The organism is Thioalkalivibrio sp. ALJ15 (genome assembly GCF_000383695.1).
Taxonomy (GTDB): Bacteria; Pseudomonadota; Gammaproteobacteria; order Ectothiorhodospirales; family Ectothiorhodospiraceae; genus Thioalkalivibrio.
In genome coordinates this window covers 279862-305037 of record NZ_KB912057.1, presented here as the reverse complement: position 1 = coordinate 305037, position 25176 = coordinate 279862, and the positions used below count along the sequence as shown (strand labels likewise).

25 protein-coding genes are annotated in these 25176 nt (G+C 65.7%); 18 read left to right on the top strand and 7 right to left on the bottom strand.

Annotation, left to right across the window (positions count from 1 at the left end):
• Positions 1–286 precede the first annotated feature (286 nt).
• The 3 genes from G015_RS0105080 to G015_RS0105070 all read right to left on the bottom strand — a co-directional run bounded on the left by G015_RS0105080 (position 287) and on the right by G015_RS0105070 (position 5223).
• Positions 287–1957: a Na/Pi symporter gene (locus G015_RS0105080; RefSeq protein ID WP_020146263.1), complete on the bottom strand. Its 1671-nt coding sequence runs from the start codon at positions 1955–1957 to the stop codon at positions 287–289.
• A 214-nt stretch (positions 1958–2171) separates the two neighbouring features.
• The gene (locus G015_RS0105075) at positions 2172–3563 is read right to left on the bottom strand and encodes a sodium-dependent transporter (protein ID WP_012982154.1); all 1392 of its coding nucleotides are present in this window, start codon (positions 3561–3563) and stop codon (positions 2172–2174) included.
• 22 nt (positions 3564–3585) lie between these two features.
• Complete coding sequence (locus G015_RS0105070) at positions 3586–5223, bottom strand: alpha-D-glucose phosphate-specific phosphoglucomutase (protein WP_012982155.1); 1638 nt, start codon at positions 5221–5223, stop codon at positions 3586–3588.
• 250 nt (positions 5224–5473) lie between these two features.
• On the opposite strand from G015_RS0105070, the gene G015_RS0105065 reads away from it, so the two are divergent.
• The gene (locus G015_RS0105065; protein WP_012982156.1) at positions 5474–5956 is read left to right on the top strand and encodes a DUF1249 domain-containing protein; all 483 of its coding nucleotides are present in this window, start codon (positions 5474–5476) and stop codon (positions 5954–5956) included.
• A gap of 30 nt (positions 5957–5986) precedes the next feature.
• Here the strand turns inward: G015_RS0105065 and fabA are convergent, their stop codons facing one another.
• Both fabA and G015_RS0105055 read right to left on the bottom strand, forming a co-directional pair.
• Positions 5987–6499, bottom strand: a complete 513-nt coding sequence (gene fabA / locus G015_RS0105060; protein WP_012982157.1) for a 3-hydroxyacyl-[acyl-carrier-protein] dehydratase FabA — start codon at positions 6497–6499, stop codon at positions 5987–5989.
• Between the two features lie 108 nt (positions 6500–6607).
• Positions 6608–6922 carry a hypothetical protein gene (locus G015_RS0105055; RefSeq protein ID WP_012982158.1) on the bottom strand — a complete coding sequence of 105 codons (315 nt, stop codon included), beginning with the start codon at positions 6920–6922 and terminating at the stop codon, positions 6608–6610.
• 194 nt (positions 6923–7116) lie between these two features.
• Between G015_RS0105055 and G015_RS0105050 the strand changes: the two genes are divergently transcribed.
• The 9 genes from G015_RS0105050 (at position 7117) to mnhG (ending at position 15268) form a co-directional block, all read left to right on the top strand.
• A complete protein-coding gene (locus G015_RS0105050) occupies positions 7117–8505 on the top strand; it encodes a hypothetical protein (protein WP_012982159.1) in 1389 nt (462 codons plus the stop codon).
• 129 nt (positions 8506–8634) lie between these two features.
• Positions 8635–9324, top strand: a complete 690-nt coding sequence (locus G015_RS0105045) for a TIGR04211 family SH3 domain-containing protein (protein ID WP_018138673.1) — start codon at positions 8635–8637, stop codon at positions 9322–9324.
• A gap of 220 nt (positions 9325–9544) precedes the next feature.
• Positions 9545–11848, top strand: a complete 2304-nt coding sequence (locus G015_RS0105040) for a putative monovalent cation/H+ antiporter subunit A (protein WP_012982161.1) — start codon at positions 9545–9547, stop codon at positions 11846–11848.
• Complete coding sequence (locus tag G015_RS0105035; RefSeq protein ID WP_012982162.1) at positions 11845–12270, top strand: Na+/H+ antiporter subunit B; 426 nt, start codon at positions 11845–11847, stop codon at positions 12268–12270. The genes G015_RS0105040 and G015_RS0105035 overlap by 4 nt, the downstream gene beginning before the upstream one ends.
• On the top strand, positions 12270–12617 hold the full coding sequence (locus tag G015_RS0105030; protein ID WP_012982163.1) for a Na+/H+ antiporter subunit C: 348 nt from the start codon (positions 12270–12272) through the stop codon (positions 12615–12617). Before G015_RS0105035 ends, G015_RS0105030 begins: the two co-directional genes overlap by 1 nt.
• The gene (locus G015_RS0105025; protein ID WP_018174753.1) at positions 12614–14119 is read left to right on the top strand and encodes a Na+/H+ antiporter subunit D; all 1506 of its coding nucleotides are present in this window, start codon (positions 12614–12616) and stop codon (positions 14117–14119) included. Before G015_RS0105030 ends, G015_RS0105025 begins: the two co-directional genes overlap by 4 nt.
• Positions 14116–14589, top strand: coding sequence for a Na+/H+ antiporter subunit E (locus tag G015_RS0105020; RefSeq protein WP_012982165.1), 474 nt, complete (start codon positions 14116–14118; stop codon positions 14587–14589). Before G015_RS0105025 ends, G015_RS0105020 begins: the two co-directional genes overlap by 4 nt.
• A 15-nt stretch (positions 14590–14604) precedes the next feature.
• Positions 14605–14880: a cation:proton antiporter gene (locus G015_RS0105015; protein ID WP_018138677.1), complete on the top strand. Its 276-nt coding sequence runs from the start codon at positions 14605–14607 to the stop codon at positions 14878–14880.
• Positions 14873–15268 carry a monovalent cation/H(+) antiporter subunit G gene (mnhG, locus tag G015_RS0105010; RefSeq protein WP_018138678.1) on the top strand — a complete coding sequence of 132 codons (396 nt, stop codon included), beginning with the start codon at positions 14873–14875 and terminating at the stop codon, positions 15266–15268. Before G015_RS0105015 ends, mnhG begins: the two co-directional genes overlap by 8 nt.
• Positions 15269–15389: 121 nt before the next feature.
• Here the strand turns inward: mnhG and G015_RS0105005 are convergent, their stop codons facing one another.
• Positions 15390–15842 (bottom strand): hypothetical protein, encoded by a 453-nt coding sequence (locus G015_RS0105005; RefSeq protein WP_017925939.1) that lies wholly within the window; start codon positions 15840–15842, stop codon positions 15390–15392.
• A 199-nt stretch (positions 15843–16041) separates the two neighbouring features.
• Between G015_RS0105005 and G015_RS0105000 the strand changes: the two genes are divergently transcribed.
• From G015_RS0105000 to G015_RS0104990, 3 genes are all read left to right on the top strand, one after another.
• Complete coding sequence (locus G015_RS0105000; protein ID WP_018174754.1) at positions 16042–16710, top strand: metalloregulator ArsR/SmtB family transcription factor; 669 nt, start codon at positions 16042–16044, stop codon at positions 16708–16710.
• Positions 16711–17051: 341 nt separating this feature from the next.
• On the top strand, positions 17052–17786 hold the full coding sequence (locus tag G015_RS0104995) for an MBL fold metallo-hydrolase (RefSeq protein WP_026278824.1): 735 nt from the start codon (positions 17052–17054) through the stop codon (positions 17784–17786).
• A 23-nt stretch (positions 17787–17809) separates the two neighbouring features.
• Positions 17810–19129: an MFS transporter gene (locus G015_RS0104990; protein WP_018648999.1), complete on the top strand. Its 1320-nt coding sequence runs from the start codon at positions 17810–17812 to the stop codon at positions 19127–19129.
• Positions 19130–19144: 15 nt separating this feature from the next.
• On the opposite strand, the gene G015_RS0104985 is transcribed toward G015_RS0104990, so the two are convergent.
• On the bottom strand, positions 19145–19603 hold the full coding sequence (locus tag G015_RS0104985) for a DUF6231 family protein (RefSeq protein WP_018174757.1): 459 nt from the start codon (positions 19601–19603) through the stop codon (positions 19145–19147).
• A 103-nt stretch (positions 19604–19706) separates the two neighbouring features.
• On the opposite strand from G015_RS0104985, the gene G015_RS0104980 reads away from it, so the two are divergent.
• The 5 genes from G015_RS0104980 to G015_RS0104960 all read left to right on the top strand — a co-directional run bounded on the left by G015_RS0104980 (position 19707) and on the right by G015_RS0104960 (position 25172).
• The gene (locus G015_RS0104980; RefSeq protein WP_012982173.1) at positions 19707–20189 is read left to right on the top strand and encodes a Crp/Fnr family transcriptional regulator; all 483 of its coding nucleotides are present in this window, start codon (positions 19707–19709) and stop codon (positions 20187–20189) included.
• A 17-nt stretch (positions 20190–20206) separates the two neighbouring features.
• Positions 20207–20995, top strand: a complete 789-nt coding sequence (locus tag G015_RS0104975; protein ID WP_018174758.1) for a YdcF family protein — start codon at positions 20207–20209, stop codon at positions 20993–20995.
• Positions 20996–21021: 26 nt separating this feature from the next.
• The gene (locus G015_RS0104970; protein WP_018174759.1) at positions 21022–23058 is read left to right on the top strand and encodes a hypothetical protein; all 2037 of its coding nucleotides are present in this window, start codon (positions 21022–21024) and stop codon (positions 23056–23058) included.
• Positions 23059–23144: 86 nt separating this feature from the next.
• A complete protein-coding gene (locus G015_RS0104965; RefSeq protein WP_038038620.1) occupies positions 23145–23777 on the top strand; it encodes a YdbL family protein in 633 nt (210 codons plus the stop codon).
• A 36-nt stretch (positions 23778–23813) separates the two neighbouring features.
• On the top strand, positions 23814–25172 hold the full coding sequence (locus G015_RS0104960; protein WP_018138685.1) for a YhjD/YihY/BrkB family envelope integrity protein: 1359 nt from the start codon (positions 23814–23816) through the stop codon (positions 25170–25172).
• Positions 25173–25176: the final 4 nt, after the last annotated feature.

Sequence of the window (25176 nt, the reverse complement as noted above, 5' to 3'; positions counted from 1 at the left end):
GGAAGGGTGCTCGGGCCGGAAGAGAGGCGCTGACTGTCTGAGCGGAGCGTAGCGCAGCGAGTTTCAGCGCCGCCGGCCCGAGGGCCCTGGAGCAAGGTTCCCGGGCGGAATCCGGGTGCCCTTCTTTGGGTACTTTCTTGGGCAAGCAAGAAAGTACCTCGCGGCGCGCTCGCGAGTGAGCGCTTGGCAGGTGGCGGACCGAAGGCACGTAAACACCGGATAACGAACCAGGCCTAGCCTCAGGGCGCGGGGCAACAAGCTTCGCCGTCTGATCAGGAATATAGCGTTAAGACTTGGTGGAGGCGGTGGTGGGGTCGGCCTCGTAGGAGGCCCCCACCGGCGGCGTCAGGAGCAGCGCATAGCGGCGCAAGACCCAGATGCCCCGCTCGAACAGGCTAGTCGCGCCGAACACCGCTTCGCGTACGCTGCCGTCGAGATCACTGGAGGCGAGTAGGCGGCGACGGATGGAATCCATCAGCTCCGAGCGGTCGTGGGTCAGGGACTGCAGCAGGGCGACATCCTCGGTATCGCCGGTGCGTGCCGCGTCGGTCAGCGTCAGCAGCATCATGTGCAGGGTCTCGACCAGGTTGTGGGTCAGGGCGCGGGCTTCGGCGGAGGCGTCGGCATTGAGCGAGCGCTCGATCTCCGTGGCGAGGTCGTTCAGCGTATCTTCCAGCTGCAGCAGCAGCTGATTGCGGTTCTTCAGCACGATCGCATGATCGAGGGTGGCCCCGCTCAGGGCACCGGAAAGGATCTCGTCGAGAAATTGCTCGATTGCCTCGGTGACCTGCAGGTTGCCGCGGTGCAGGGCCAGGCGCTCGTGGTGGGCACCGTCGCTGTCATCGCGCACGCTTTCGAGGTAGTCGGGCAGTCGCTTGAGTAGGCGCAACTGTTCCTTTTCCACCAGCACCAGCGCGGACCCGGCGTCGTTCTGTGCCCCGGCGTAGATGAAATGCGGCTTGCCCAGGGCCTCTTCCTCGGTTGGCGGTGCGGTGCGCTCCAGGAAGCGCGCGACGGGGCCGTGCACCGGGTGCATCGCCAGGTCGCAGACGACCTGGTAGAGGATGTAGGCTAGCGCGATCTGCAGGCTGATGCCGATCGCGAGCGCTTCCAGGCCCGAGGCGATCAGCGGGACGCCGCCGTAGAACTCGATCCAGAACAGCGGCAGCAGGAGGATCAGACCCAGTCCCTTCAGGATGAACTGATAAAGCGCCAGCTGGCGGCCCAGTCCCTTGTGCGAGGCGGCGAGGATCAGGGTCGACACACCGGTGCCGAAGCTCGCCCCGTAGACGACCATCAGGCCGTATTCGAGATCGATCACGCCGCTGGCGGCCAGGGCCATCGTCACGATGGTGATACTGGAGGCCGAATGCGCGATCACCGCAAACACCAGGCCGGTGGCGAATGCGATCAGCAAGGACTGCGCCGACAGCGACATCAGGCCGGTCATCCAGGTCAGCTCGCTGAGCGGTTTGGCGCCTTCCTTGATGAACATCAGCCCGAGGAACAGCAGGCCAATGCCGAGCATGGCTCGGATCAGGTGGCGCAGGCGTGCGGACTGGTCGCGGTCGAAGTAGAACAGCAGCCCCGTAACGCCGACCAGGATGAAGACCATCAGGGTCAGGTCTAGCGCGGCGATCAGGACCAGCAGCGAGGTGCCCAGGTTGGCGTAGTTGATCACCGGCTGGGCACGGCGGGCGTCGAGTACGCCGGCGGTGACCAGCGAGATCAGCACAAAGATGACCGCATGGATGCTTTGTGTAATCGCCCCGCCGACCAGGCCGAGGAACGCGGCCGCCCGGTTGGAGCCCGTGGCGCGCCCGACCAGTGCCCGCAGGCGCTGGTCCGCGAGCTGGCGCAGGTGCTCGCTGATCAGGCGTATGCCGACGAAGAACAGGCCGAGCCCGGCAAACAGCGTCGCCGCGATCTCGAAGGTGATCATCCACTCGCCATTCATCCGCGCATTCTAACGGGGCCTTTTGTGGTCTGCGTCCGCGTCCGTGAGGTGGTCGTGACAAGGAACGCCGGTAACGGCAAAGGGGAACACCCTCAGCCAGGCCGAGCAGTCCGATGGCGGTCCCCCATCCGGTGGCCCCGGTGCTCGGGGTGGCGGTGGTTCCAAGGGCGGCTCCGTAATCAGGGTTCCGCGCGGGGTGCCGGGACGTGGTCGTTTAGGTCAATGGCAGGTGGTTGACGATCACCGAGTTCTGCCAGAACAGGGTCAGCAGGACGATCGGCGCGATATAGCGCAGGATCAGACGCCAGATATGAAAGGCTAGTGGTGGCCGCCCCAGCTCGTCGCGTGTGATCCTCACCGGCAGGATCCAGCCGGCAAACAGTGCGATCAGCAGGCCACTGACCGTCAGCAGGATGTTGATGGCCGTGTGTTCCAGCAGGTGGTAGAGCGTCGGCAACTCGCGCCCCAGCACGACCAGGTCGATCTGGGTCCAGCCGGCCCCCGTGAAAGAGAATATCGTGATCAGGCTGAAACCCCAGATGCCCAGCGCGCTGCCCAGGGCGGCCTGCAGGTTGGAGATGCCGAAGTGGTCGTGCAGCAGGTGCACGAATACCTGGACGTTCGCGATCATGGTGCTGAAGGCCGCCAGGCTTAGCGTTACGAAGAACAGCGTCGTGAGCAGGACCCCTGCCGGGATCGCGGACAGGGCCAGCGGCAGGGCCTCGAACATCAGGCCGGGCCCGGCGGCGGGATCGAGGCCATAGCCAAAGACCACCGGGAAGATCGCGACCCCTGCGATCAGTGCGATCACGGTGTCGGCGATCGCAACCCCGATGGCCGTGCCGGCGATGGAGGTTTTCCTGGGAAGATAGGCGCCAAACATCATCAGCACGCCGGCTGCCAGGGTCATGGTAAAGAACGCGTGCCCGACCGCGATCAGCAGGCTGTGTCGGTCGAGGGCGGAGAAGTCCGGGCGGAACATGAAGTCCAGAGCGGTTTCGGCGTCGCCGACCCAGAGACCGCCAACCATGGCGGCCAGCAGCAGCCCGAACAACAGCGGCATCACCAGTGCTACACCGCGTTCCAGCCCGTTGCGTAGCCCCAGGGCCACAATCGCGAAGGTCGCCGCAAGGACCAGTGTAGTCCACAGCAGCATCCCCGAAAGCGACGTCTGAACGCCTTCGAAGATCGCGATGACCTCGGGCGCGTCTACCCCGGCGAAGGCCCCGCTGGCGGCCCGTGGCACATAGGAGAAGACCCAGCCGGTGACCACGGCGTAGAAGGTCATGATCACGAACAGGGCGATGATCCCGATCCAGCCGACCATCTGCCAGGCGTCGCGGACACGCGCCTCGCGGGCGACGGCCAGTGCCGCGTATCCCGGAGACCGGCGACCGCGCCGCCCGATCATCACCTCGGCCATCATGATCGGGATGCCGATCAGCGCAATCGTCAGCAGGTACACAGCCAGAAAGGCGCCGCCGCCGTTCTGGCCGAGGATGTAGGGAAACTTCCAGATGTTGCCGAGCCCGACCGCCGAGGCGGTGGCGGCCAGCACGAACGCATAGCCATGCGTCCAGCGCTGCCGGGTGGCGACGATGTCCATCAGCGGTGGACTGAAGGTCGGGTCAGGTAATCACATCGGGTTGGTCGCGCCCGGTCAGGCCCGGCAGGTCACCCAGCCGCACGGCAGCCTCGATCAGCGGACGCAGCAGCTCCTGCGGCTCGCGGTCCAGGTGCTCCGGGTGGGTCTCGTACTGCTCGATGTAGATGCGCAGGGTCGCTCCTTCAGTGCCAGTCCCGGAGAGACGGAACACGATGCGCGCGCCGCCCTCGAACAGGACCCGCAGGCCCTGGTGCTCGGTCACGCTGCCATCCACCGGGTCGCGGTAGGCGAAGTCGTCCGCCTCCGTGACACGCATGCCGGCGAGCGACTGCCCCGGGAGGCTCGAGAGCTGTTCGCCGATGCGCGCCATCACCTGTTCGGCGCGGGCGGTGTCCAGCCCTTCGTAGTCATGCCGCGTGTAGTAGTGGCGACCGTAGTCGCGCCAGTGATCGCGCACGATCTCTTCCACCGACTGGCGGCGGGCGGCCAGCAGGTTCAGCCAGAACAGCACGGCCCACAGGCCATCCTTCTCGCGCACATGATCGGAGCTGGTGCCAAAGCTCTCCTCGCCGCACAGGCGGATGCGGCCGTCGTCCAGCAGGTTGCCGAAGAATTTCCAGCCGGTGGGTGTCTCGAAGCAGGGGATGCCGAGCGCCTCGGCGACCACGTCCACCGCCTGGCTAGTCGGCATGCTGCGCGCCACACCCTTCAGCCCGTTGGAGAACGCGGGGATCAGGTGGGCGTTGGCCGCCATGATGGCCAGGCTGTCGGACGGCGTGACGAAGAAATTCGGGCCCAGGATCAGATTGCGGTCGCCGTCGCCGTCGGAGGCCGCGCCAAAGTCCGGCGGGTTGCGCCCGTACAGGGCCTCGCACAGCTCGCGGGTATGGGCCAGGTTCGGGTCCGGGTGGCGTCCGCCGAAATCGGCCAGTGGTTCCGCACGCAGCAGGGTTTCGGCGGGGGCGCCCAGGCGGTTGATCAGGATTTCCTCGGCGTAGGGCCCCGTGACCGCATGCATCGCGTCGAAGCGCATGCGGAAAAAGTCCGAGCGCAGCAGTTCGCCGATGCGTTCGAGGTCGAACAGTGTCTCCATGTGGTCGGCGTAGGCACCCACGGGGTCGACGACCTCGATCGACATCTCGCCGAGATGGGTGGTGTGCAGATGATCGATATCGACGTGCGGCGTGCCGCTGGCGATGCGGTAATGGGTGAGCGACTTGCTGTGCTCGAAGATGGCATCGGTGACGCCGGGCGGTGCGGGCCCGCCGTTGGCCGTGTTCAGCTTGACACCGAAGTCTCCCTCCGGCCCTCCGGCGTTATGGGAGGCCGAGAGGATGATGGCGCCGGTGGCACCGCGCGAGCGGATCAGGTGGCTGGCGGCCGGGGTCGACAGGAGTCCGGCATAGCCGATCGCGACCTTCTTGACGTCGTTGGCCGCGGCCATGCGCAGGATGGTCTGGATCGCCTCGCGGTTGTGGAAGCGGCCATCCCCGCCGAGGATTAGCTCCCCTTCGCACAGGCTCGGGTGTGCCTCGAAGATGCTCTGGATGAAGTTTTCCAGATAGTGAGGCTGCCGGAACTGCCGTACCCGCTTGCGCAGGCCCGAGGTGCCGGGCTTCTGGTCGTTGAATGGCCGGGTCGTGACGACACTGATATCCATGAAGTCGTGAGTCCTTTTAGGTTGCACGCCGGGGATTCTCTTCTGGTTTGACGGTACCAAAAAGGGCTCGGGGTGTCCCGTGCCGGGCGAAGGGTTTGCGCATGGTTTTCGACACCCGCTGCGTGCCGCGCGCCTCGGAAGCGATGGATTCGGCTTGTATCGAGGCGGAAAGTCGATCGTGCAGAACCGGACATTATTCCTTGCGGGTACATTGGCCTGTGGTTGCCCGGGGGCTGTTAGACTGCGCGGCATGTTGCTGGATACCCGCACCCCCGCCCACCTCGAGCCGCGCCCGGTGACCTTCGCGGCGCTGATGGAGATGTACGAGGAGAACTACCTGTCCATACGGCGTCTGTGCCCCGAGTTGCACTGTCAGCCGGTGCACTCGGTCTCGCGGGTCGAGGGGGCGCTGGATCTGCATCTGGAGGTGCTGGAGCGCACGCGGTACACGACCACGCTGCGACTGACCTATGCCTTTGCCGGGCGCGATGAACCGCGCCTGCAGCCGGATGCCCGGGTGCGCCTGTTCCACGATGCGCGGCAGGCCGAGGTGCTGGGGCGTCACTGCCGGCGCAGCGGCGAGGACCTGGTGATCGACACGATCGCGGGGCACCCGGGGCTGGGCTGCCGCTGGCGGCATAACCGCTTTCTGTTCAAGTGGCTGCGCTACTGCCTGCGCCAGGGCCACCGCTTCTACCCGGACGCCACGCCCGCGCCGCTGGCGACGGACTAGTGCCCTGCCGGAGCAGGCTTGCCGGTCAGGTCAGAAGTTTTCGGTGGAGGTAAACAGGCCCACACGCAGGTCATGGGCCTCGTAGATCGGCCGGCCATCGACCTCGACGATGCCGTCGCCAATGCCGAGCACCAGCTTGCGCGAGATCACCCGCTTCATGTCGATGCGGTAGGTGACCTTCTTCGCGGTGGGCAGGACCTGACCGGTGAACTTCACTTCGCCCACACCCAGGGCGCGGCCGCGGCCGGGGTTGCCCAGCCAGGCCAGATAAAAGCCGACCAGCTGCCACATCGCGTCCAGCCCCAGGCAGCCGGGCATCACGGGATCACCGGGGAAGTGACAGGCGAAGAACCACAGGTCTGGATTGATATCCAGCTCGGCGATCATCTGGCCCTTGCCATGCTCGCCGCCATCGCTGTTGATCTCCAGGACGCGATCCATCATCAGCATGTTGGGGACCGGCAACTGGGCGTTGCCCGGGCCAAACATGTCGCCGTAGCCGCAGGCCAGGAGTTCGTCGCGATCGTACTGATTTTTCTGCATGGGGGGCGTCGCTCGGGGAAAAGCCCGGTATTGGACCGAAACCCGCGCCTAAAAGCAATTGTGCCGGGCGAGGGCGCTGGCCGCCGGGCGGCGCCAGAGACGCAAGAATCAGGCGTCGGACGGGTAGCGCAGCAGCTCGGCCAGGGTGTAGAAGCGCGACCCGCGCAGGTAGCCGGCCTGGATGTCGGCCACCAGGGCACCGGGGCGGCCCTCGGCGTCGCGCTCGGCGATCCAGGACGCGGGCAGGGTGTCTAGGATGTGCGTGCAGGCCAGTCGACCATCTTCCAGGTGGCTGGCATGCACCTCGCCCGTACCTCGATGACGGAACGCGGGCAGCCAGCCGGCGGTGAAGCCGGCATCCAGCCAGCCGGGTTGTTCCATGCGTTCTGGGCCGGCGATGGGAAGCAGGTCGGTCTGCAGCATTGGGATTCTCCGGAGATTTACCCTCCCTATCGGCGCGCTTGTCGCAAACTTGAGCCAGGGGGGCGCGCACCGGATGGTTGGATCGGCCATAATCGCGGCGGGGAGAACCGGCGACAGGTGAGTGCCGGTTGCAAGCAGGGTAGGTGTGGGGCCCGGCGTGTCCGGGCGACAGGCAGGACCGACGAGGGGGTGGCGTGGCGATCACAATCCTGATGGTGACTCTGGCGATCGTGGTCGCCATCGTGCTGCTGGACTGGGCGCGGAATCCGGTGCGCACGGTGCTGCTTGCGATCACGGGCGGGCTGGTCCACCTGGTATGTGCGCTGCGCCGGCATCTCGTACATGTGCGGGATGCCGTGACCGGTTGGCATCGCCGGTATCTGGCACGGCTGGAGGCCGATCGTATCCACGGGGCGGTGGAGGCCCTGGAACGTCGGTATGCCCACCTGGTGGGGCATGACCTGGCGCAGATGCCGCAGCTTCGCCAGGAGTCCACTGAAACCTTGCGCGCCCTGCGCGAGGCCTACGAACGGGACGAGACCCGCCTGCTCGAGGAACCCGCCTGGGTAAGCCGTCTCGAGGCACTGGCCAGCACCCCCGTCAGTGATACCCCGCAGAGTCAGCGTCTCGCGCAGGATCTCCAGGAGACGATCCTGCGTATCGCGCGGCTGGGCATGGAGGAACACCGGCAGCTGGCGCAGGGCATGCTGGCCGCCCGGCGGCGGCTGGAGAGCCCGGTGGATCAGCTGGTCGGCCGTCTGGAGGGTCTGCAAAGGCGTCTGGGCGACCTGCAGCGTCAGGGGGGCCGCCTGGACCACGCCCTGACGCGCTGCGAGCAGACCGAGCCTTCGATCCGCCATCAGATGCCTTCGTATATCCAGGCCGTCAGCCAGGGTTTGCTGGGCCTGCTGGGGCTTGCGCTGACGGTGCTGGCGGTCACGGTGTACCACCAGCTCTTCGGGCCGCCGTTTGACGGGCAGTTCCCGGGTGCCGAGGACGCGGGGCCCGGGACGCTCTCGGATCGGATCATTGCGCTGCTGCTGGGGATTGCGCTGGTAAGCGGGTGGCTGCTGGCCGAGAGCCGCGGGGCGGTCCGGCTGCTGCCGCAGGCGGTGATGGAGCGCGACAACTGGGCCCGAATGGGCCTGGTGGTCACGGCATTGCTGGTGCTGGCCGCCGTGGTGGTGCTGTCGGGCCTGGCCGGTTATCACCTGGAGTGGGTCCGCTATCGCAACGATTTGCTGGAGACCCTGATGGCCGGGGAGGTCGCGCCACCGCCCACGCTGTACTGGACCGAGCAGATGGTTGGTGCGGCGGTCGGGCTGGTGGTGCCGCTGGTGGTGGCGCTTGCGCCGCTGTGGCTGGTCTCCCTCCTGCAGGCGATACGGGTGCTGGTCGGAGGGCTTCTTGGCATCCTGCTGGCGCTGCTGACGGGTGTGCTGCACCTGCTTGCCGTGATTGCATTGCAGCTGCGCAGGCTGCTGCCGGCCCTGTTCGAGCTGGTCACATTCCCGGCGCGCGCGGTGCGCGAACGGCTCGCGGACCGTTCGACGTCGGCCCGGGATGCGGATGCCGGAGTGTGACGCGGATCACCCCGCAGGCGGTGCGTTGCCGCGAGCCACGAATGCCACTGTAGAATGCGCCCCCGGCCATGCAGGCGACGTTGACTCCATGGTCGGATCAGGCAACCAGGCGAGAGGCAGGACATGGGCATGCAGATGCAGCGGGTGATGCGCGGACTTACGGTATCCGGGATTCTGATCCTGGGCGGCTTGACCGCGACGGCGGTGATGGCCGAGACCACGCGTTTCGTCAGCGACGAGCTGGAGGTCGGGGTGCGGAATGGCACCGGGCCGAACAGCCGCATTATCAGTTCAGTGCGCTCGGGTCAGGAGGTCACGGTGCTCGAGGAGAGCGGCGATGGCCATACCCGTATTCGCCTGCCCAGCGGCACCGAGGCCTGGATCCTGACCCGTTACCTGCAGGACGAGCCGCATTCCCGTGAACGCCTGGAAGAGGTCGAGGCCGAGCTGGCCGAGATTCGCTCGGGTGCGGACGACCAGGAAGGCCGGATTGCCGAACTGCTGGATACCCGCCGCGAACTCGAAGCCGAGCGCGATGGCCTGGAGACGCAGGTGGCGGACATGGAGTCCGAGCTCGAGGAGCTGCGCGACGTCGCGGAACGGCCGCAGGAGATCCAGCGCGAAAACCGGCGCCTGGAAAGCGAGCTGGTAGAGGCCCGTGATTCCGCGGACGAGTATCGCCGCCAGGTGGAGGTGATGCAGGCCGACAGCCAGCGGCGGTGGTTCATGACGGGTGCGGCGGTGACGGTTGGCAGCCTGATTCTTGGCATTATCCTGACGCGCATCCCATTGCGCCGCCGCCGCAGCGACTGGTACTGATCCCCCCTTCCGTCTCCGGGGTTGCCCGGGGACGCGCGCCGAAACGTGCCCCCATACGCGTTTCTTGCGTGCCGGCGATCGAGCCATTAGGCTTTCGCAGCTGTTTTGAAGCCGTCGCCGGTGGTCCTTGGTGGCGGACGCAACTCCAGGAGCGTGATTCCGGGCAGGTCGTACGGGGTCACGCGGATAACGCCCGACGCAAAAGGACTCAGCTGGCCGGATGCTCTACGCAATTCTGTCAACATTCCTGGTGGCCGCGATCGCACCCGCGGTCCATCGTGTCACCGGTCGCGCCAGCGGCTGGGTGCTGGGGCTCCTCCCGGCCGCGCTGTTCCTCTATTTCCTGAGTTTCCTCCCTGCGGTCTCCGCCGGCGAGTCCATCGTGCTCAGCTGGCCCTGGCTGCCGGGGCTGGATATCCACCTGTCGTTCCTGGTGGACGGCCTGTCGCTGCTGTTCGCGCTGCTGATCTCGGGTATCGGGTTCTTCATCGTCACCTATGCCGGGCGCTATCTCGAGGGGCACCGCGACCTCGGGCGCTTCTACGTGATTATCCTGGCCTTCATGGGCTCCATGCTGGGGCTGGTGCTGGCGGACAACCTCATTGCGATGTTCGTGTTCTGGGAGCTGACCAGCATCACGTCCTATCTGCTGATCGGCTATAACCACGAGAACGCGGACGCCCGGAAGTACGCACTGCAGGGCCTGATTGTCACGGTCGGTGGCGGCCTGGCGCTGCTCGCCGGGATCATCATGCTGGCGATGGCCGGCGGCTCCTACGAGCTCTCCGAGATCCTGGCCAACGGCGATGTCGTCCGCGAACACGCGCTGTACCTGCCTTTACTGATTCTGATACTGATCGGGGCCTTTACCAAGTCGGCCCAGGTCCCGTTCCACTTCTGGCTGCCGCGCGCGATGGCCGCGCCGACGCCGGTCTCCGCCTATCTGCACTCCGCCACCATGGTGAAGGCCGGGGTGTACCTGATGGCGCGCCTGAATCCTTCGCTGGGTGGCACCGATATCTGGTTCACCACGCTCGCGCTGTTCGGCGCGATCACCATGTTCACGGGCGTCTTCCTGGCCTTCCGCAGCACGGGCGTGAAGCAGGTCCTGGCCTATTCCACCGTGATGGCGCTGGGCACGCTGACCATGCTGATTGGTATCGGCACCGAGACCGCGCTGATGGCCGCGATGGCCTTCCTGCTGGCGCATTCTCTGTACAAGGGCGCGCTGTTCATGGTCGCCGGCATCCTCGACCACGAGGCCGGGGCCAAGGACTTCCTGCAAACCGGGGGGCTGCGCACCGCGCTGCCGATCACGGCCGCCTTCGCGATTCTTGCAGCGTTGTCGCTGGGTGGGGTTATTCCGCTGTTCGGCTTTGTTGCCAAGGAGCTGATGCTGGAGTCGGTGCTCGAGGCACCGGGTCTGGTGGGTATCCTGACGCTGCTGGCGGTACTGACCGCGATCCTCGGGGTGGCGGTCGCCGCGATCGTCGGCATCCGGCCGTGGTTCGGGGCTCGGGTGGAAACACCCAAGACCCCGCACCACGAGGCACCGCCGGCGATGCTGGCCGGCCCGGTCGTGCTGGCGAGCCTGGGACTGATCTTTGGCCTTGGGCCGGGGCTGGCGGACGACGGGCTGGTCAACGCCGCGGCGGCGAGCGTGCAGGGCGCGCCGGTGGATGGTTACCTGGCGCTGTGGCACGGCATTAACTGGCCGCTGGCGATCTCCGCGTTCAGCCTGGTCGCGGGTGGTCTGCTCTACTGGCGCTGGGAGCAGGCGCGTCGGGCCCTGGACTGGGTCGATCGGGCCGCTGAATACGGCCCGGAGAAGGGCTACTTCAAGATGATGGATGGCCTGGTCTGGATCTCCGAATGGCAGACCCGGGTCCTGCAGAACGGCTATCTGCGCTATTACGTGATCGTGATCGTGGCGATGACCGCGGGCCTGGTCGGAGTGACCGCGCAGCTGTTCAACGTGAGTGTCGGCACGGCGCACTTCGAGCGCCTGCAGATCCACGAGATGGCCATTATCGCCATCCTGGTGGCGTCGATGCTGTTCGCGGTGCTGACGCGCTCGCGTCTGGGCGCCGTGGCAGCGCTGGGTTCTCTGGGCTTTACGGTCGCCCTGGTGTACGTGCTGTACAGCGCGGCCGATGTGGGGATCACCCAGGTGCTGGTTGAGACCCTGACGGTAATCCTGCTGGTGCTGGTGCTGTTCCGCCTGCCGGGTTTCCTGAATCTGTCGTCTACCGCGCTGCGGCTGCGCGATGCCGGTATCGCGCTGGTCACCGGCGGCATGATCACGCTGCTGATGCTGAGCACAATGGATGCGCGCCTGTTCGACTCGATCTCGCAGTACTTCATCGAGGAGTCGGAGCCCTCGGGCTATGGCCGTAACATCGTGAACGTGGTGCTGGTGGACTTCCGGGCACTGGATACGCTGGGCGAGATCTTCGTGCTGGCCCTGGCCGCGATCGGGGTGTACGCGATGATTCGCTTCCGTGCGGAGGACCACCGCCGATGAACATGCACTCGCTGATCCTGCGCACGGCCGGGCACTTTCTGCTGCCGCTGCTGCTGCTGTTCTCCGTGTTCCTGCTGCTGCGCGGCCACGACGAGCCGGGTGGCGGGTTTATCGGTGGCCTGGTCGCGGCGGCGGCGATCGTGTTGTACCTGTTTTCCATGGACATCCGCTCCGCGCGCAAGGTGCTGCGCGTGGACCCGCGCGACCTGCTGGGTGCCGGCATGGTGCTGGCGGTCGTGAGCGCACTGCCCGCGGCCTTCCTGGGGCAGGCGTTCTTCACGGCCCAGTGGTGGGAATTCACGGCCCCGGTCTTTGGCGAGATCAAGCTCTCTACCGTGCTGATCTTCGATATCGGCGTCTATCTCGTCGTGATCGGGTCGGTGCTGACGATCATGCTCAACCTGGCGGAGGCAGAAGACTGATGGAAGTCGTCATGGCCTTCGTGGTCGGCGGTATGTACGCCGCGGCCATCTACATGATGCTCCGGCGCTCGATCGTCAAGCTGGTGATCGGCCTGGTGCTGCTGTCGAACGCGGCCAACCTGCTGATCTTTACGCTGGCCGGCATGCTGCCGGGCGCGCCGCCGCTGATCCCGCCGGGTGCCACGGTTCCTGAAGGGCTGTCGGCCGATCCGTTGGCGCAAGCCGTGGTGCTGACCGCGATCGTGATCGGCTTCGGCGTACTGGCATTCGCCGTAGTGTTGATACATCGCGCCTACGAGGTGGTGAAGGTCGATGATCTGGACCAGATGAAGGACACGGATCGATGAATATGTCCGTTGCCCTTCCGGTCATCATCCCGCTGCTCGCCGGCGCGCTGTCGGTGATGTTCTGGCGCTCGCATTTCGCGCAGCGTGCGCTGGGCGTGCTCGGCACCGGCGCCATGCTGGCGGCCACCGTCTGGCTGCTGTTGGAGACCTGGGAGAACGGCCATGTCGTGATGGAGATGGGCTCCTGGCCGGCGCCGTTCGGGATCGTGCTGGTCTCCGACATGCTGGCGGCGATCATGGTGGTGCTGACTGGCATCATCGGCTTTGCGACCGCGATCTATTCGCTCTCGGGCATCGGCAAGATGTCGGAGAAGTTCGGCTACTACCCGTTGCTGCATCTGCTGCTGGCGGGCGTGAACGGCGCGTTCCTGACCGGCGACATCTTCAACCTCTATGTCTGGTTCGAGGTGATGCTGGTCGCGTCGTTTGCGCTGCTGATCCTGGGTGGCGAGCGCTCGCAGATGGAAGGGGCGATCAAGTACGTCACCCTGAACCTGCTGTCGTCGATGATCTTCCTGACTGCGATCGGCCTGACCTACGGCCTGACCGGCACGCTGAACATGGCGGATATCGGCGACAAGCTCTCCACGGTGGAGGACACCGGGCTGATCACCGTGATCGCGATGCTGTATCTGGTCGCGTTCGGGGTGAAGGCGGCGGCGTTCCCGTTCTTCTTCTGGCTGCCGGCCTCTTATCACACGCCGAAGGTCGCGGTCTCCGCGCTGTTCGCGGGCCTGCTGACCAAGGTTGGGGTGTACGCGCTGTACCGCGTGTTCACACTGATCTTCAACCAGGATGTGGACTACACCCACGAGATCCTCCTGTGGGTGGCCGCGGCCACGATGCTGACCGGCGTGCTTGGGGCGGCCGCCCACTACGAGTTCCGGCGCATTCTGTCGTTCCACATCATCAGCCAGATCGGTTACATGATCATGGGTCTGGCACTGTTCACACCGCTGGCACTGGTCGGTGGGGTGTTCTACATCATGCACCACATCATCGTGAAGGCGAATCTGTTCCTGATCAGCGGGATCACCTTCGTGATGAAGGGGACCCATGAGCTCAAACTGATGGGCGGGGTCTACCGGACGAACCCGATGCTGGGCGTGCTGTTCCTGATCCCGGCGCTGTCACTGGCGGGTCTGCCGCCACTGTCCGGGTTCTTCGCCAAGTTCATCATCATCCGCGCTGGCATCGAGGCCGAGGCCTACTGGGCGGTGGGCGTGGCTCTGCTGGTGGGTCTGCTGACGTTGTATTCGATGATCAAGATCTGGGCCGAGGTGTTCTGGAAGGCGCAGCCGGAGGGCGTTGAGGGCGAGCTCCGTGATGTCAGTTCGGGCCCGATGATCTGGATGTGGGTGCCGGTGATTATGCTGGCGCTGATGACCGTGGCCATTGGCCTGTACGGCGAGCCGATCTACCAGATGGCGGCGATGTCCGCCGAGCAGCTCCTGGATCCGTCGCAGTATATTGAGGCCGTGCTGGGAGAATCACGGCAATGATCGCGCTGACCTGGAATATCGCGCTGGCCCTGATCTGGGTGTTCCTGACCGGGAACTTCACAGGGGGCAATCTGCTGATCGGGTTCTTCCTCGGCTATGTCCTGCTGGCGTTCGCGCTGCGTGACAAGCCGGCCTTCGCGAGCTACGCGCGACGGGTGCCCAAGTTCATCGCCTTCATTGGGTTCTTCCTGTGGGAGCTGTTCCTGTCGAACCTGAAGGTCGCCTACGATGTGATGACGCCGACGCACCACATGGTGCCGGGCGTGATTGCCTTTCCGCTGGATGCGCAGACCGATGGCGAGATCACGATCGTCGCGAACCTGATCTCGCTGACACCGGGCACCCTGAGCCTGGACGTCTCGACCGACCGGAAGGTGCTCTACATCCATGTAATGTACCTGGAAGACCGCGATGCGGTGATTCGGTCGATCAAGTATCTGGAACACCGGGCCCTGGAGGTCCTGCGCTAGGCGCGGGGGACACAGATGTTCGAAATCGCCATCATCGTGGCCAATGTACTGCTCAGCATCTCCCTGGTGCTGGGGTTCTGGCGTCTCTATCTCGGGCCGACGCTGCCCGATCGCGTGGTGGCGCTGGAACTGATCGCGTCCCTGACCATTGGCTTTATCGCGGTGTACGTGATCTCCAGTGGCCGGACCCCGTTTATCGACGTGGCGATGGTGCTGGCTCTGACCGCCTTCCTCGCCGCGGTCGGATTTGCCCGCTATCTCGAGAAAGGGGGGCACCGCGAAGATGATTGAGCTACTGACGGCGTTGTTCCTGGTGTCCGGGGCCGCTTTCATGGTGGTGGCCGCGCTGGGGCTTGTCCGCATGCCGGATTTGCCGATGCGCCTGCACGCCACCACCAAGGCGGGTGTGCTTGGGGCCGGCCTGATGATGGTGGGGGTCGCCGTCTATTTCGGCGACGGGGGCGTGACCACCCGCGCCGTGGCAGTGATTGGTTTTCTGCTGCTGACGGCCCCGGTGGCCGCGCATGCGATCGGCCGTGCAGGGTATTTTGTCGGGGTGCCGTTGTGGGAACACACACGCTCCGACGAACTCAAGGGTCGCTACGACAACAAGACCCACACCCTTGCCTCGCCCCCGGAGATGAACGAGTCCTCCTCGGACGACGAACCCCGACGCTAAGTCCGACCTGGCTGGCATCGTGGTCGGTCAGCCATAAAAAAGCCGGGACGCAAGGTCCCGGCAATGGGCACAGTCGCAGGAGAGAAATACGACTGGAGGTCACTCAGCCATCAGTGCAGGTTCAGGCCGCCTGATGGGTTTCCTTCGCCTCGCGAGCGGCCTTGGCCTCTTCCGGCGAATAGGCCGCGCCAGACCAGAGCATTTCGTAGGCAATCTCTTCGTTACCGTTTTCGCACAGCTCCAGGACCTCCTGGAACAGCGGCTGGAAGGTCTCGCTGCGATGCGAGGCTTCGTGTTCTTCGAAGCTGCGCCAGAAGGTGATGATCAGCGCCTCCTTGTCCTTCATCGGGCTCTCCACGGCCTGGCCGATGGTCGAGCCCTCGTTGGAGACGGCGCCGGAATTCAGCGCGACAAAGCCGCCGACGAAGCCGGTGTCCGAGTGATAGGTCTTTACGTTCTCGCACAGCATGGCGACGCGCTCCTGCAGGTCGTCGATGCTGTACTCCGGCTTCAGGATCACGCGGTTGATGGTGACGACGCCGTCGGCCGGGAAGTTGTGGATCAGCTGGCTCATGGTTGTCCTCCTTTCGGGAACGGGTACCCCTCGGTTGGGGCACGGCTTGTTGGTTAGTTTGTTACCAACTGCTGATGAATAGTTCCTGAGTAATCTAGTCAAGAAAAAATTCGGTGCAACAAACCCGCGTTCCTGTTCAGGCCTTGCGCGTCAGGGCAGGGCGGTCTACCTTGCCGACTTCCCCATCAGGAATGCGTTCATGTCTGATCGCGAACTGAAAGATTTGCTCTATGACCAGGTCGCCCGGATCGGCAAGGCGGCGTCCAGCCCGAAGCGGCTGGAACTGATCGAGATCCTGGTGCAGGGGGAGAAGAGCGTCGATCAGCTCGCGGCGGATGCCCAGATCAGCGTCAAGCTGGCCAGTGCCCACCTGAAGGACCTCCGCCAGGCCTGCCTGGTGGAGTCCCGGCGCGATGGACGGCGTATCTTCTACCGGCTGGCAGACCCACGTGTGGCCGATTTCTGGGTCGTGCTGCGCGAGCTGGCCGAGAGCCGCTTGCTGGAGTTGCAGGGCGCTGTGCGCGACATGGCGGCCAGTGCCGGCGACATGGTGCCGCTAGGTGGCCAGGAGTTGCTGGAGCAGGCACGCAAGGGTGAGTTGATCGTGCTGGACGTTCGCCCGGACACCGAGTACGCCACCGCGCATCTGCCGCACGCCCGCTCCATCCCGCTGCGCGAGTTGAAGCAGCGTCTGGACGAATTGGCGCCGGATGTCCCGGTCGTTGCCTATTGCCGGGGACCGTACTGCCTGATGGCGCGCGATGCGGTCGCGATCCTGGGCGAGCACGGCTTCCGCGCCGTCCGGTTGGACCACGGTGTCGCCGAATGGCGCCATCAGGGTCTGCCCCTGGAACAAGGGAAACACTGATCAGTCTTTCCCCGGGTCTCTCAGACCGCTGAGCCCACCTCGGCTGGCGGACCGCCCGCCAGTTCGTTTACTCCCACAACAGCGCCTCCAGCGGAGGCCTGTGGGCTATGTGCAATCGGACGTTCGTCCGTGTGCTGCGGTGGAGCCCCATCCGCATACGCCAGCACGTATTTGACATCCCTTCGGCCGCGGACTAGGTTACGTTCTAACGAACGTTAGAATGAATGCTGTGTCAGGTGGATTCCGTTCGATTGTGGGGCGAGGTTCCCGGAACGGAACCACTCGATTCCCCATTCTCGGCGATCTCTGGCCGTCATCATGGATGATCCAGGAGGTGTCTCATGTTTTTCCGTCAGTTACCGACTACAGAATCTTCATTGTCGTATCTGTTTGGATGCGGGTCGCTCGGCAAGGCGATTGCTGTGGACGTCGTCGAGGGTGACCAGGAGTGGTTCCTGGAGCAGGCACGCCAGATTGGCGTCGAGATCACGCACGTGATCGATACCCATGTCCATGCCGATCACTATTCCGGTGGTCGTGATCTTGCAGAGCGCACCAGCGCGAAGTACTGCCTTCATGAATCGGATCGCGAGGTGGTAGAGTTTGATTTTCATCCCCTGCGCGATGGCGACCGGATCGAGGCCGGTAATGTCGAAGTAGAGGTCCTCCACACGCCGGGCCATACGGAGGACAGCGTGTGTCTGCTGGTGACCGACAAACGTCGCGGCGGGCAGCCCTGGTTCGTGCTGACGGGGGACACGCTGTTTATCGGGAGCGTCGGGCGACCCGATCTGGCCGGGCAGGAGCGCGAGATGGCCGGGCGGCTCTACGACAGCCTGCATCAGCGGCTGCTGGGGCTGCCGGATGAGCTCGAGATCTATCCGGGCCATTACGCTGGAAGCGCCTGCGGCGCGGGCCTGTCGGGCAAGCCGTCCTCCACCCTGGGTTTCGAGAAACGCTTTAATCCGGGGCTCGCATTCAGCGATCGCGATGCGTTCGTCGACTTCCTGACGAGTGATATCCCCCCGCGACCGGCGGGCATGGACGCCTATGTAGCCGCCAATATCGCGGCCTGAGTGGCGCAAGACAAGGAACTCTGATGAGCGATCCATCCAGGGCCGCCCAGGCCTATGAACACCTGACCCACGGGATTCGCGAGAACCTCGGGCAGTTTGGGCAGCAACTGATCCAGGTCTTCTTCGTGGGCCTGACGATCGGGATGATGCGCACCGTCATCCCGGCGCTGGCCGAGGACGAGTTCGGCGTGGCCGAGGGCTCGTTCATGCTGCTGACCGCGTTCGTCGTCGCGTTCGGCGTGGTCAAGGGCGTGCTCAATTTCGTTGCCGGGCGGCTGTCCGAACGCATGGGGCGCAAGACCGTTCTGATGCTCGGCTGGATGGCGGCCATCCCGATCCCGTTCATGATCCTCTACGCGCCATCCTGGAGCTGGATTGTGGCCGCGACCGTCCTGTTAGGCGTGAATCAGGGGCTCGCCTGGTCGATGACCCAGACCGCGAAGATGGACATCACCCGGGGCGACGAACGCGGCTTCACGATGGGCATGAACGAGTTCTCCGGCTATGTCGGGGTGGCCGTGGCCGGGATCGTGACCGGCTATATGGCCGCTGCCCTCGGGCCGCGCATGGGGGTGTTCGTGTTCGGCATAGTCGTGATCGCGATCGCGGTCCTGATGACTGCACTGTGGGTGCGCGAGACCCTGGACTGGGCCAAGGCCGAGGGGGCCCGGCATGCGGCCGGGCAATCCACCGGGCCACAACCGCGCTATCCCAAATCGATCGCCGATACGCCGACCACCTGGGAGGTGTTCACGCTGATGTCCTGGCGTGACCGGCGCATGGCCGCGTTCAGCCAGGCGGGCCTGGTGGAGAAGTTCGTCGATGCCCTGGTCTGGGTGTTCTATCCGGTGTTCCTGTATCAGCAGGGGCTGAGCCTGGCCGCGATCGGCTGGGTCGTGGGGATCTACGGCTTTGTCTGGGGTGGCTCGCAGTTCGCCACTGGCAAGCTCTCCGACCATGTGGGGCGGTTGCAGCCCATCGTTTGGGGTATGTGGATCTGTGGCGCGGGCGTGGCCCTGACGCTGCTCGGCGAGGGGGTCGTCTGGTGGTCGTTCGCGGCGGCCGTAACCGGCCTTGGCATGGCGCTTCTGTATCCCAATCTGAGCGCGGCGGTCGCCGATATCGCCCATCCGAACTGGCGCGGCTCGGCGATCGGGACCTACCGCTTCTGGCGGGACCTGGGCTATGGCATCGGTGCACTGGCCCTGGGGGTCGTCGCCCACATCGGCGGTTCGGTCACCTGGGGCTTCTGGTTCGTGGCCATCGCCATGTTCCTGTCCGGTGCGCTGGTACTGCTGTGGGGGGAGGAGACCCACCCGCGGCTGAACCCCGAGAAGGATTAGGCACCCGCCGCGCGCCTACCAGCGCGCCTTGTCCCACATGCCCGGGTTGGCCCAGAAGCGGGCATTCAGCCAGTCGGGCGTCAGCTTGTAGTCATACAGGCTGGTGCGGTAGACCGCATGATCCGGCGCGGCGGATTCGGCGTCCGGGTCCCGGCGAAAGCCCAGCGCAAGAAACTCGTTCAGCCCCCAGCGTTCATCGTCCAGCCGATGCAGGATCAGCACCTCGTCCGCCCAGCGATCCCGCAGCCCGCCGAGCAGGTTCTGGCCGGTCGGCCTATCCAGCGCGCTGAGGGTGTCCAGCAGCAGGACCAGTGGCACGCGGGATTCGGGCGGGTGTTCGAGAAAGTCCTCCACGGTGATCTGTTCCAGCCCCGGTGGGCTGTCCGGTGGCTTGGCCCCGGCCGCGAGCAGAACAGCCCGGCCCTCGCGCAGGCGGCGCGGCAGATGTCGGCGCAGGGCATCAATGTCGATCAACGCAGGCCTCCTTGGTAATTCCCGTCGCCTGTGCCGACGGCGTGTTCGTTATACTCTAAATGACTCCCACTGCTACTGCGGACCCGTTAGAAGGAAGCCCCTCATGTCCAAGGAACTGCTGACCGAATTCCTCTCCAAGCACCCGATCTCCGCGTCCCTGACGCCTGCGGAGGTGGAAGTCCTGCTCGAATACCTGGAGGTGGTGGAGACCCACCACAAGCAGGTGATCGCGGATATCGGCGAGGTGGGCGAGTCGCTGTTTTTCGTGGTGAGCGGGACGGCCGCGTTGTATCACGACGACGGCAGCCAGGAGATCGAGGTGGGCCGCATGCAAACCGGCGAGCTGGCCGGGTCGATGTCGTTCTTTGACCGGGTGCCGCGCGGCGTGCGCATGCGTGCGCTGAGCGACAAGACGCGGCTGCTGCGCCTGTCGCGCTCGATGTACGACCGCCTGCGTGTGGAGAACCCGTATATCGCGGTGAACCTGCTGGAGTTCGCGATCATCAGCCTGGATCACCTGATCCGCCGTGTCTCGGAGGACGTGGCGACCTACGCCCACTACCTCTACTCCCCGGGCAAGAAGTAAGCCCCCCGGGACCGCCCATGCTCGCGTCCCTGCAAACCATTGCGGAACACCTGCTGTTGCCGCCGGGGCTGGGTATCGCCCTGACGGTGTTGGGCGTGCTGTTGTGGCGGGCCGACTGGCGTGGTGGCCGGCCGCTCCTGGCGCTGGGGCTGCTGGCGCTGGTGCTGCCCAGCCTGCAGGTCGTGGCACAGCCCCTGGCGGATACCCTCGAGCGCGAGGTGCGCGACAGCGTACTGGCGACCGGGCGGGCGGATGCGATCGTCATCCTGGGCGGTGGCCGCTGGGTGGGGCGCGCGGAGGACGCCGGACACGACGCCCTGAACCCCCGCACCCACGAGCGTGTGCGCGAGGGCGCGCGGCTGCATCGTGCCACCGATCTCCCCATTGTGGTCTCGGGCGGGGTACCGAGGGCCCTGCCCGGGCGGCGTTCGGAGGCCGAACTGATGGCCGCGACCCTGCAACAGGATCTCGGTGTCTCGGCACGCTGGCTCGAGAACACCTCGCGCAACACCTGCGAGAATGCCACGCATACACGCCAGCGCTTGCAGGGGCAGGGCGTGGATACCGTGCTGGTGGTGACCCAGGCGATGCATCTGCCGCGGGCCCTGGAGTGTTTCGAGCGCGCCGGGTTCGACGCCTACCCGGCGCCCGCCGGTTTCCGCGGTGCCACCGGTGACCCGCGCGGTCTTGGAATTTTTCTACCGACGGTGGAGGCGATCGAGACCTCGCGCTTTGCCTTGCGCGAGTGGCTGGCGCGGGCGGCGTTGCCCCTGCGCGAGCGCCTGCGCGGCAGTTCGGGAGACTGAGGCCCGTGCCCCTCCCGGTGTGCTGGATGCTGGCGGGGCTTTGCGTGTCAGGTATCGCGGCCACATCAGCCTCGGCGCAGGCCGAGCCCGAGGTCTCCCTCGGGGCCGAGCTGAATATCGAGTCGTTGATGCACGAGGCCCTGAGTGCCAAGGGGCTGACTTCTCGTATCGGCTGGCGTAACGGGCGCCTGAGCCTCGAGCTGCGTGCCGAGCGCATCGAGCTGCCGGAGCCGGTGGGCACCCTGACGGCCGCGCGGGTGGAATGTACCGAGCTGCGCCTGACCCGGCGCGAGGTGGCCTGTGACGACGCGCGTCTGTGGGGGCGCTCGGGCGACCTGCGACTGGACGGGCACCCCCTGTCGCTGGCCTGGGGCCGCGACAGCGGCGATCTCCGACTGGCTGGGGACTGGCCCGGTTGGTTCGGCGGGCGCGGGAGCCTGCGCGCGGATTTCGCCCCCGAACGCGGCTGGGATGTCGATGCCCGGTTGCGAGGATTGGATCTCCAGGCGCTGGCCGCATTCGACCGCTTGCCTCTGGAACTCCCCGTCGCCGTCGACGGGGGACGGGCGGACTTCGATCTGCGGTTGCGTCCGGATGGCCGGCTCACCGCACGTCTGGGGTTGGAAGATGTTGCGTTCAGCGATCCGCTGGGCCTGCAGGCCGGCGAGGAACTGCGCGGCCAGGCGCAGTTGTCCGGGGACGGCACGCGCTGGGACCTGGATCTCGCCCTGGAGGGTGGCGTGATCTACATCGACCCGTGGTTTGTGGACCTGGACGACGAGGGGCCGGTGGAGATTTCCCTCAATGGGTTGGAGGGAGACCCCGGGCCCCTGACGTTCCGGATGGATGTCCTGGGTCTGCGCTACGGCGCTGCGCTGGAGGCTCGCGGCGAGGCGGTGGCCTACGATCCGGAGGCGGGGCTGGATGGCGTATTTCACGGGCGGGTCCATGCGCTCGCCCCGGTCTACGATTCCTTGTTGGCGCCCTGGCTGGCCGGGACGGTACTCGGCGATCTGGCCACCGGGGGGCAGATCGCAGGGCATGTGGAGCTGGCGGGCTCGCAGCCCCGGCGCGCGGATCTCGAGTGGGCGGAACTGGATGCCAGCGACCGGCGGGGGCGTTTCGGCCTGGCCGGTGCGCGCGGGGCACTTGACTGGTCGGCGGACGAGGCGGGCAGCCCCGGGACCTTCGCGTTGGATGCCGCGCACCTGTATGGGCTGCCGTTCGATGCGTTCGAGGCGCAGGTCCGGGCCCTGCCAGCCGGCATGGAGCTGCTGGCCGAAACCGAGATCCCGATCTTCGATGGCGGGTTGCGGGTCGGGGCCTTCGAGTTGCGCCAGACCGACGCAGGACCGGATGTGCGCTTCGAGGGTGGTATCCGCGCGATCAGTCTGGAGCCACTGACCGAGGTGCTGGGCTGGCCGCGATTCTCCGGGCGGTTGGCCGGCATGATCCCCCGGGTGCGCTACGAGCGGGGGGATCTGAACGTGGATGGCCGTTTGCTGGTCCAGGTGTTCAACGGCGAGGTGGTGTTGCGCGATGTGTATATCCACGACCTGCTGGGCTATGCCCCGGAGCTGGGCCTGTCGGCCGAGATCCAGCGGCTGGATCTGGATCCGTTGACGCAGGCGTTCGACTTCGGTCGTGTCCAGGGCCGTATCTCCGGGCATGTGCGCGATCTGGTGATGGTGGACTGGTCGCCGGTGCGCATGGATCTGGAGTTGATGACGCCGGAGCGTGATCGCGGGCGCCGACGGATCAGCCAGCGGGCGGTGGAGAACATCACCGAGCTGGGCGGAGGGCTGCAGGCCGCGGCTTCGTCGGTCTTCCTGCGGGTGTTCGAGAACTTCAGCTACCGCCGTCTCGGGTTTCGCTGCGAGTTGCGTGGCGAGGTCTGCACCGCCTCCGGCGTGGCCGACCGTCCGGATAGCGGCTTCGTGCTGGTGCAGGGCGGGGGCATCCCGCAGATTCAGGTGATTGGCTACAACCGCCGGGTCGACTGGCCCGAACTAATCAACCGCCTGGCGACCATCCAGGCCGGAGATGGCCCGGTGGTGCAATAAGCGGCTTGGCGTTTGGTTACCGTTCAGGGTGTTGGTGTAGATTGGGCATCATGCGGGTTGAACCGCCTCGACAAGGGAAGTACGGCATGAAGGCTTTATGGAGTGTTCCGGGATTGGCGCTGGTGTTCGCTCTGATGGCGGGCTGCGTGACCATCAATATCTATTTCCCGACGGCCGCGGCCGAGGAGGCGGCGCGCGCGATCGTGCGCGACGCGCTGCAGGTCGAGGAGGGTACCCGGGAGCCGGAAGCGTCGTCTGAAGCCGAGCCCGGTGCGATGCTGATGCCGCGCAACAACCCGGCGAACGCCAACCTGCCGGTGCTGGCCTGGGTGCTGGATCGACTGGTGAGCCCGGCCTCCGCGCAGAGCCCCGACCTGCAGATCCAGACCCCCGCGATCAACCGTATCCGCGCCTCCATGCGCGAGCGGGCGCCGCAGCTCGCGCCGCATTTTCGCAGCGGGGCAATCGGCTTTGGGCGCAACGCCGATGTGGTGATCCGTGATTTGTCCGAGGTTCCGCTGCGCGATCGCAGTACCGTGCAGCGGCTGGTGAGCGAGGAAAACTCGGACCGCGACTCGCTTTACCGCGAGATCGCGCGCGCGAACGACCGCCCGGACTGGGAAGACCGGATTCGCGAGACCTTCGCCCGGGTCTGGGTGGAAGAGGCGCCCTCCGGTTACTGGTACCAGGACCGCAACGGCCAGTGGCAGCAAAAATAGCCCGCTCATGAGCCTGCCAGGCACAGGGAGTGGTTCGTGCCGGCGCTGACGCTGGCCGAACGCATCGAGGCCCAGCGCCAGCGTCTGGTATCGCTGGTGCAGGATACCGACCTGACGCGGCTCCCGCGCTGGAAGGCCCTGCTGCTCGGGATCGTGCGGGGTGCGGGCGCGATCGTGCACGAGGCCAAGGAAGGCCAGCTCACGCTGCGCGCGATGAGTCTGGTCTATACCACGCTGCTGTCCATCGTCCCGCTGATCGCGTTGTCGTTCTCCGTACTCAAGGCCTTCGGCGCGCACAACGCAGTCGAGCCGGTGGTGCTCGGGTTTCTCGAGCCGCTGGGGGAGCAGGGGGTCGAGATCGCGAACAACGTGATCGAATTCGTCGACAACATGCGGGTCGGCGTCCTCGGTTTTGTCGGTCTGCTGTTCCTCGTCTACACCGTGATCGCGCTGGTGCAGAAGATTGAACTGGCGTTCAACACCATCTGGCGGGTCGAGAACAGTCGCAACTTCGCCCAGCGCTTCTCCAACTACCTGTCGGTGATCCTGATTGGTCCGCTCCTGGTGGTCTCCGCCCTGGGCATCACCGCGACGGTGATGTCCACCACGGCCATGCAGACTCTGGCCGGGATCGAGCCGTTCGGCACGCTGATCACTGGCGCCTCGCGCATGGTTCCGTATCTATTGATCATGGCCGCGTTCACTTTCATCTACGTGTTTGTGCCAAACACTCGAGTACGGTTGTTCCCGGCCCTGGTTGGGGCTGTTGTGGCCGGCTTGCTGTGGCAGAGCGTGGGCTGGGGGTTCGCGACCATGGTGGCCGGCTCCACTCGCTATGACGCGATCTATTCGGGCTTCGCGATCATGATCCTGTTGCTGATCTGGATCTATCTGGCCTGGCTGATCCTGCTGATCGGGGCCAATGTGGCCTTCTACGTACAGCACCCCGAGTACATGACGGTGCGCGGCCTGCGCCTGCGCCTGTCCGGCGCGGCGCGTGAACGCATGGGCCTGCATCTGATGCAGCAGGTGGGTCAGCGTTTCCTCGACGGCCGCTCGCCGCCAACACTGGACCATGTGGCGCATGACCTGTCAGTGCCGGGCAATGCCCTGGGCGAGGTCGCGCAGGCGCTCGAGTCGGCGGGCCTGCTGGTGCGGGCCGGCACCGATGCCACCTGTTATGTGCCAGGCCGTGATCTCGAGCGGATCCGGGTGGACGAGATCCTGGAGGCCCTGCGCCAGGATGCAGATGCCCGCGCCCTGCGCCGTTTGCAGGGCGACCCGGCAGTCGAGGCCACGCTGGAGGAACTGGAGACCGCACGCCGTGACCGTCTGGACGGGCGTACGCTGCGCGACCTGTTGAAAAGCGAGGGGGCCGCGGCGGCGGCCACCTGATTCC

What these genes read in the sequence shown, in the direction of transcription:
- G015_RS0105080 (WP_020146263.1), bottom strand. Translation starts at nt 1,957, where the DNA reads ATGAATGGCGAGTGGATGATCACCTTCGAGATCGCGGCGACGCTGTTT.
- G015_RS0105075 (WP_012982154.1), bottom strand. Translation starts at nt 3,563, where the DNA reads ATGGACATCGTCGCCACCCGGCAGCGCTGGACGCATGGCTATGCGTTC.
- G015_RS0105070 (WP_012982155.1), bottom strand. Translation starts at nt 5,223, where the DNA reads ATGGATATCAGTGTCGTCACGACCCGGCCATTCAACGACCAGAAGCCC.
- G015_RS0105065 (WP_012982156.1), top strand. Translation starts at nt 5,474, where the DNA reads ATGTTGCTGGATACCCGCACCCCCGCCCACCTCGAGCCGCGCCCGGTG.
- fabA (WP_012982157.1), bottom strand. Translation starts at nt 6,499, where the DNA reads ATGCAGAAAAATCAGTACGATCGCGACGAACTCCTGGCCTGCGGCTAC.
- G015_RS0105055 (WP_012982158.1), bottom strand. Translation starts at nt 6,922, where the DNA reads ATGCTGCAGACCGACCTGCTTCCCATCGCCGGCCCAGAACGCATGGAA.
- G015_RS0105045 (WP_018138673.1), top strand. Translation starts at nt 8,635, where the DNA reads ATGCAGATGCAGCGGGTGATGCGCGGACTTACGGTATCCGGGATTCTG.
- G015_RS0105040 (WP_012982161.1), top strand. Translation starts at nt 9,545, where the DNA reads ATGCTCTACGCAATTCTGTCAACATTCCTGGTGGCCGCGATCGCACCC.
- G015_RS0105035 (WP_012982162.1), top strand. Translation starts at nt 11,845, where the DNA reads ATGAACATGCACTCGCTGATCCTGCGCACGGCCGGGCACTTTCTGCTG.
- G015_RS0105030 (WP_012982163.1), top strand. Translation starts at nt 12,270, where the DNA reads ATGGAAGTCGTCATGGCCTTCGTGGTCGGCGGTATGTACGCCGCGGCC.
- G015_RS0105025 (WP_018174753.1), top strand. Translation starts at nt 12,614, where the DNA reads ATGAATATGTCCGTTGCCCTTCCGGTCATCATCCCGCTGCTCGCCGGC.
- G015_RS0105020 (WP_012982165.1), top strand. Translation starts at nt 14,116, where the DNA reads ATGATCGCGCTGACCTGGAATATCGCGCTGGCCCTGATCTGGGTGTTC.
- G015_RS0105015 (WP_018138677.1), top strand. Translation starts at nt 14,605, where the DNA reads ATGTTCGAAATCGCCATCATCGTGGCCAATGTACTGCTCAGCATCTCC.
- mnhG (WP_018138678.1), top strand. Translation starts at nt 14,873, where the DNA reads ATGATTGAGCTACTGACGGCGTTGTTCCTGGTGTCCGGGGCCGCTTTC.
- G015_RS0105005 (WP_017925939.1), bottom strand. Translation starts at nt 15,842, where the DNA reads ATGAGCCAGCTGATCCACAACTTCCCGGCCGACGGCGTCGTCACCATC.
- G015_RS0105000 (WP_018174754.1), top strand. Translation starts at nt 16,042, where the DNA reads ATGTCTGATCGCGAACTGAAAGATTTGCTCTATGACCAGGTCGCCCGG.
- G015_RS0104995 (WP_026278824.1), top strand. Translation starts at nt 17,052, where the DNA reads ATGTTTTTCCGTCAGTTACCGACTACAGAATCTTCATTGTCGTATCTG.
- G015_RS0104990 (WP_018648999.1), top strand. Translation starts at nt 17,810, where the DNA reads ATGAGCGATCCATCCAGGGCCGCCCAGGCCTATGAACACCTGACCCAC.
- G015_RS0104980 (WP_012982173.1), top strand. Translation starts at nt 19,707, where the DNA reads ATGTCCAAGGAACTGCTGACCGAATTCCTCTCCAAGCACCCGATCTCC.
- G015_RS0104975 (WP_018174758.1), top strand. Translation starts at nt 20,207, where the DNA reads ATGCTCGCGTCCCTGCAAACCATTGCGGAACACCTGCTGTTGCCGCCG.
- G015_RS0104970 (WP_018174759.1), top strand. Translation starts at nt 21,022, where the DNA reads ATGCTGGCGGGGCTTTGCGTGTCAGGTATCGCGGCCACATCAGCCTCG.
- G015_RS0104965 (WP_038038620.1), top strand. Translation starts at nt 23,145, where the DNA reads ATGAAGGCTTTATGGAGTGTTCCGGGATTGGCGCTGGTGTTCGCTCTG.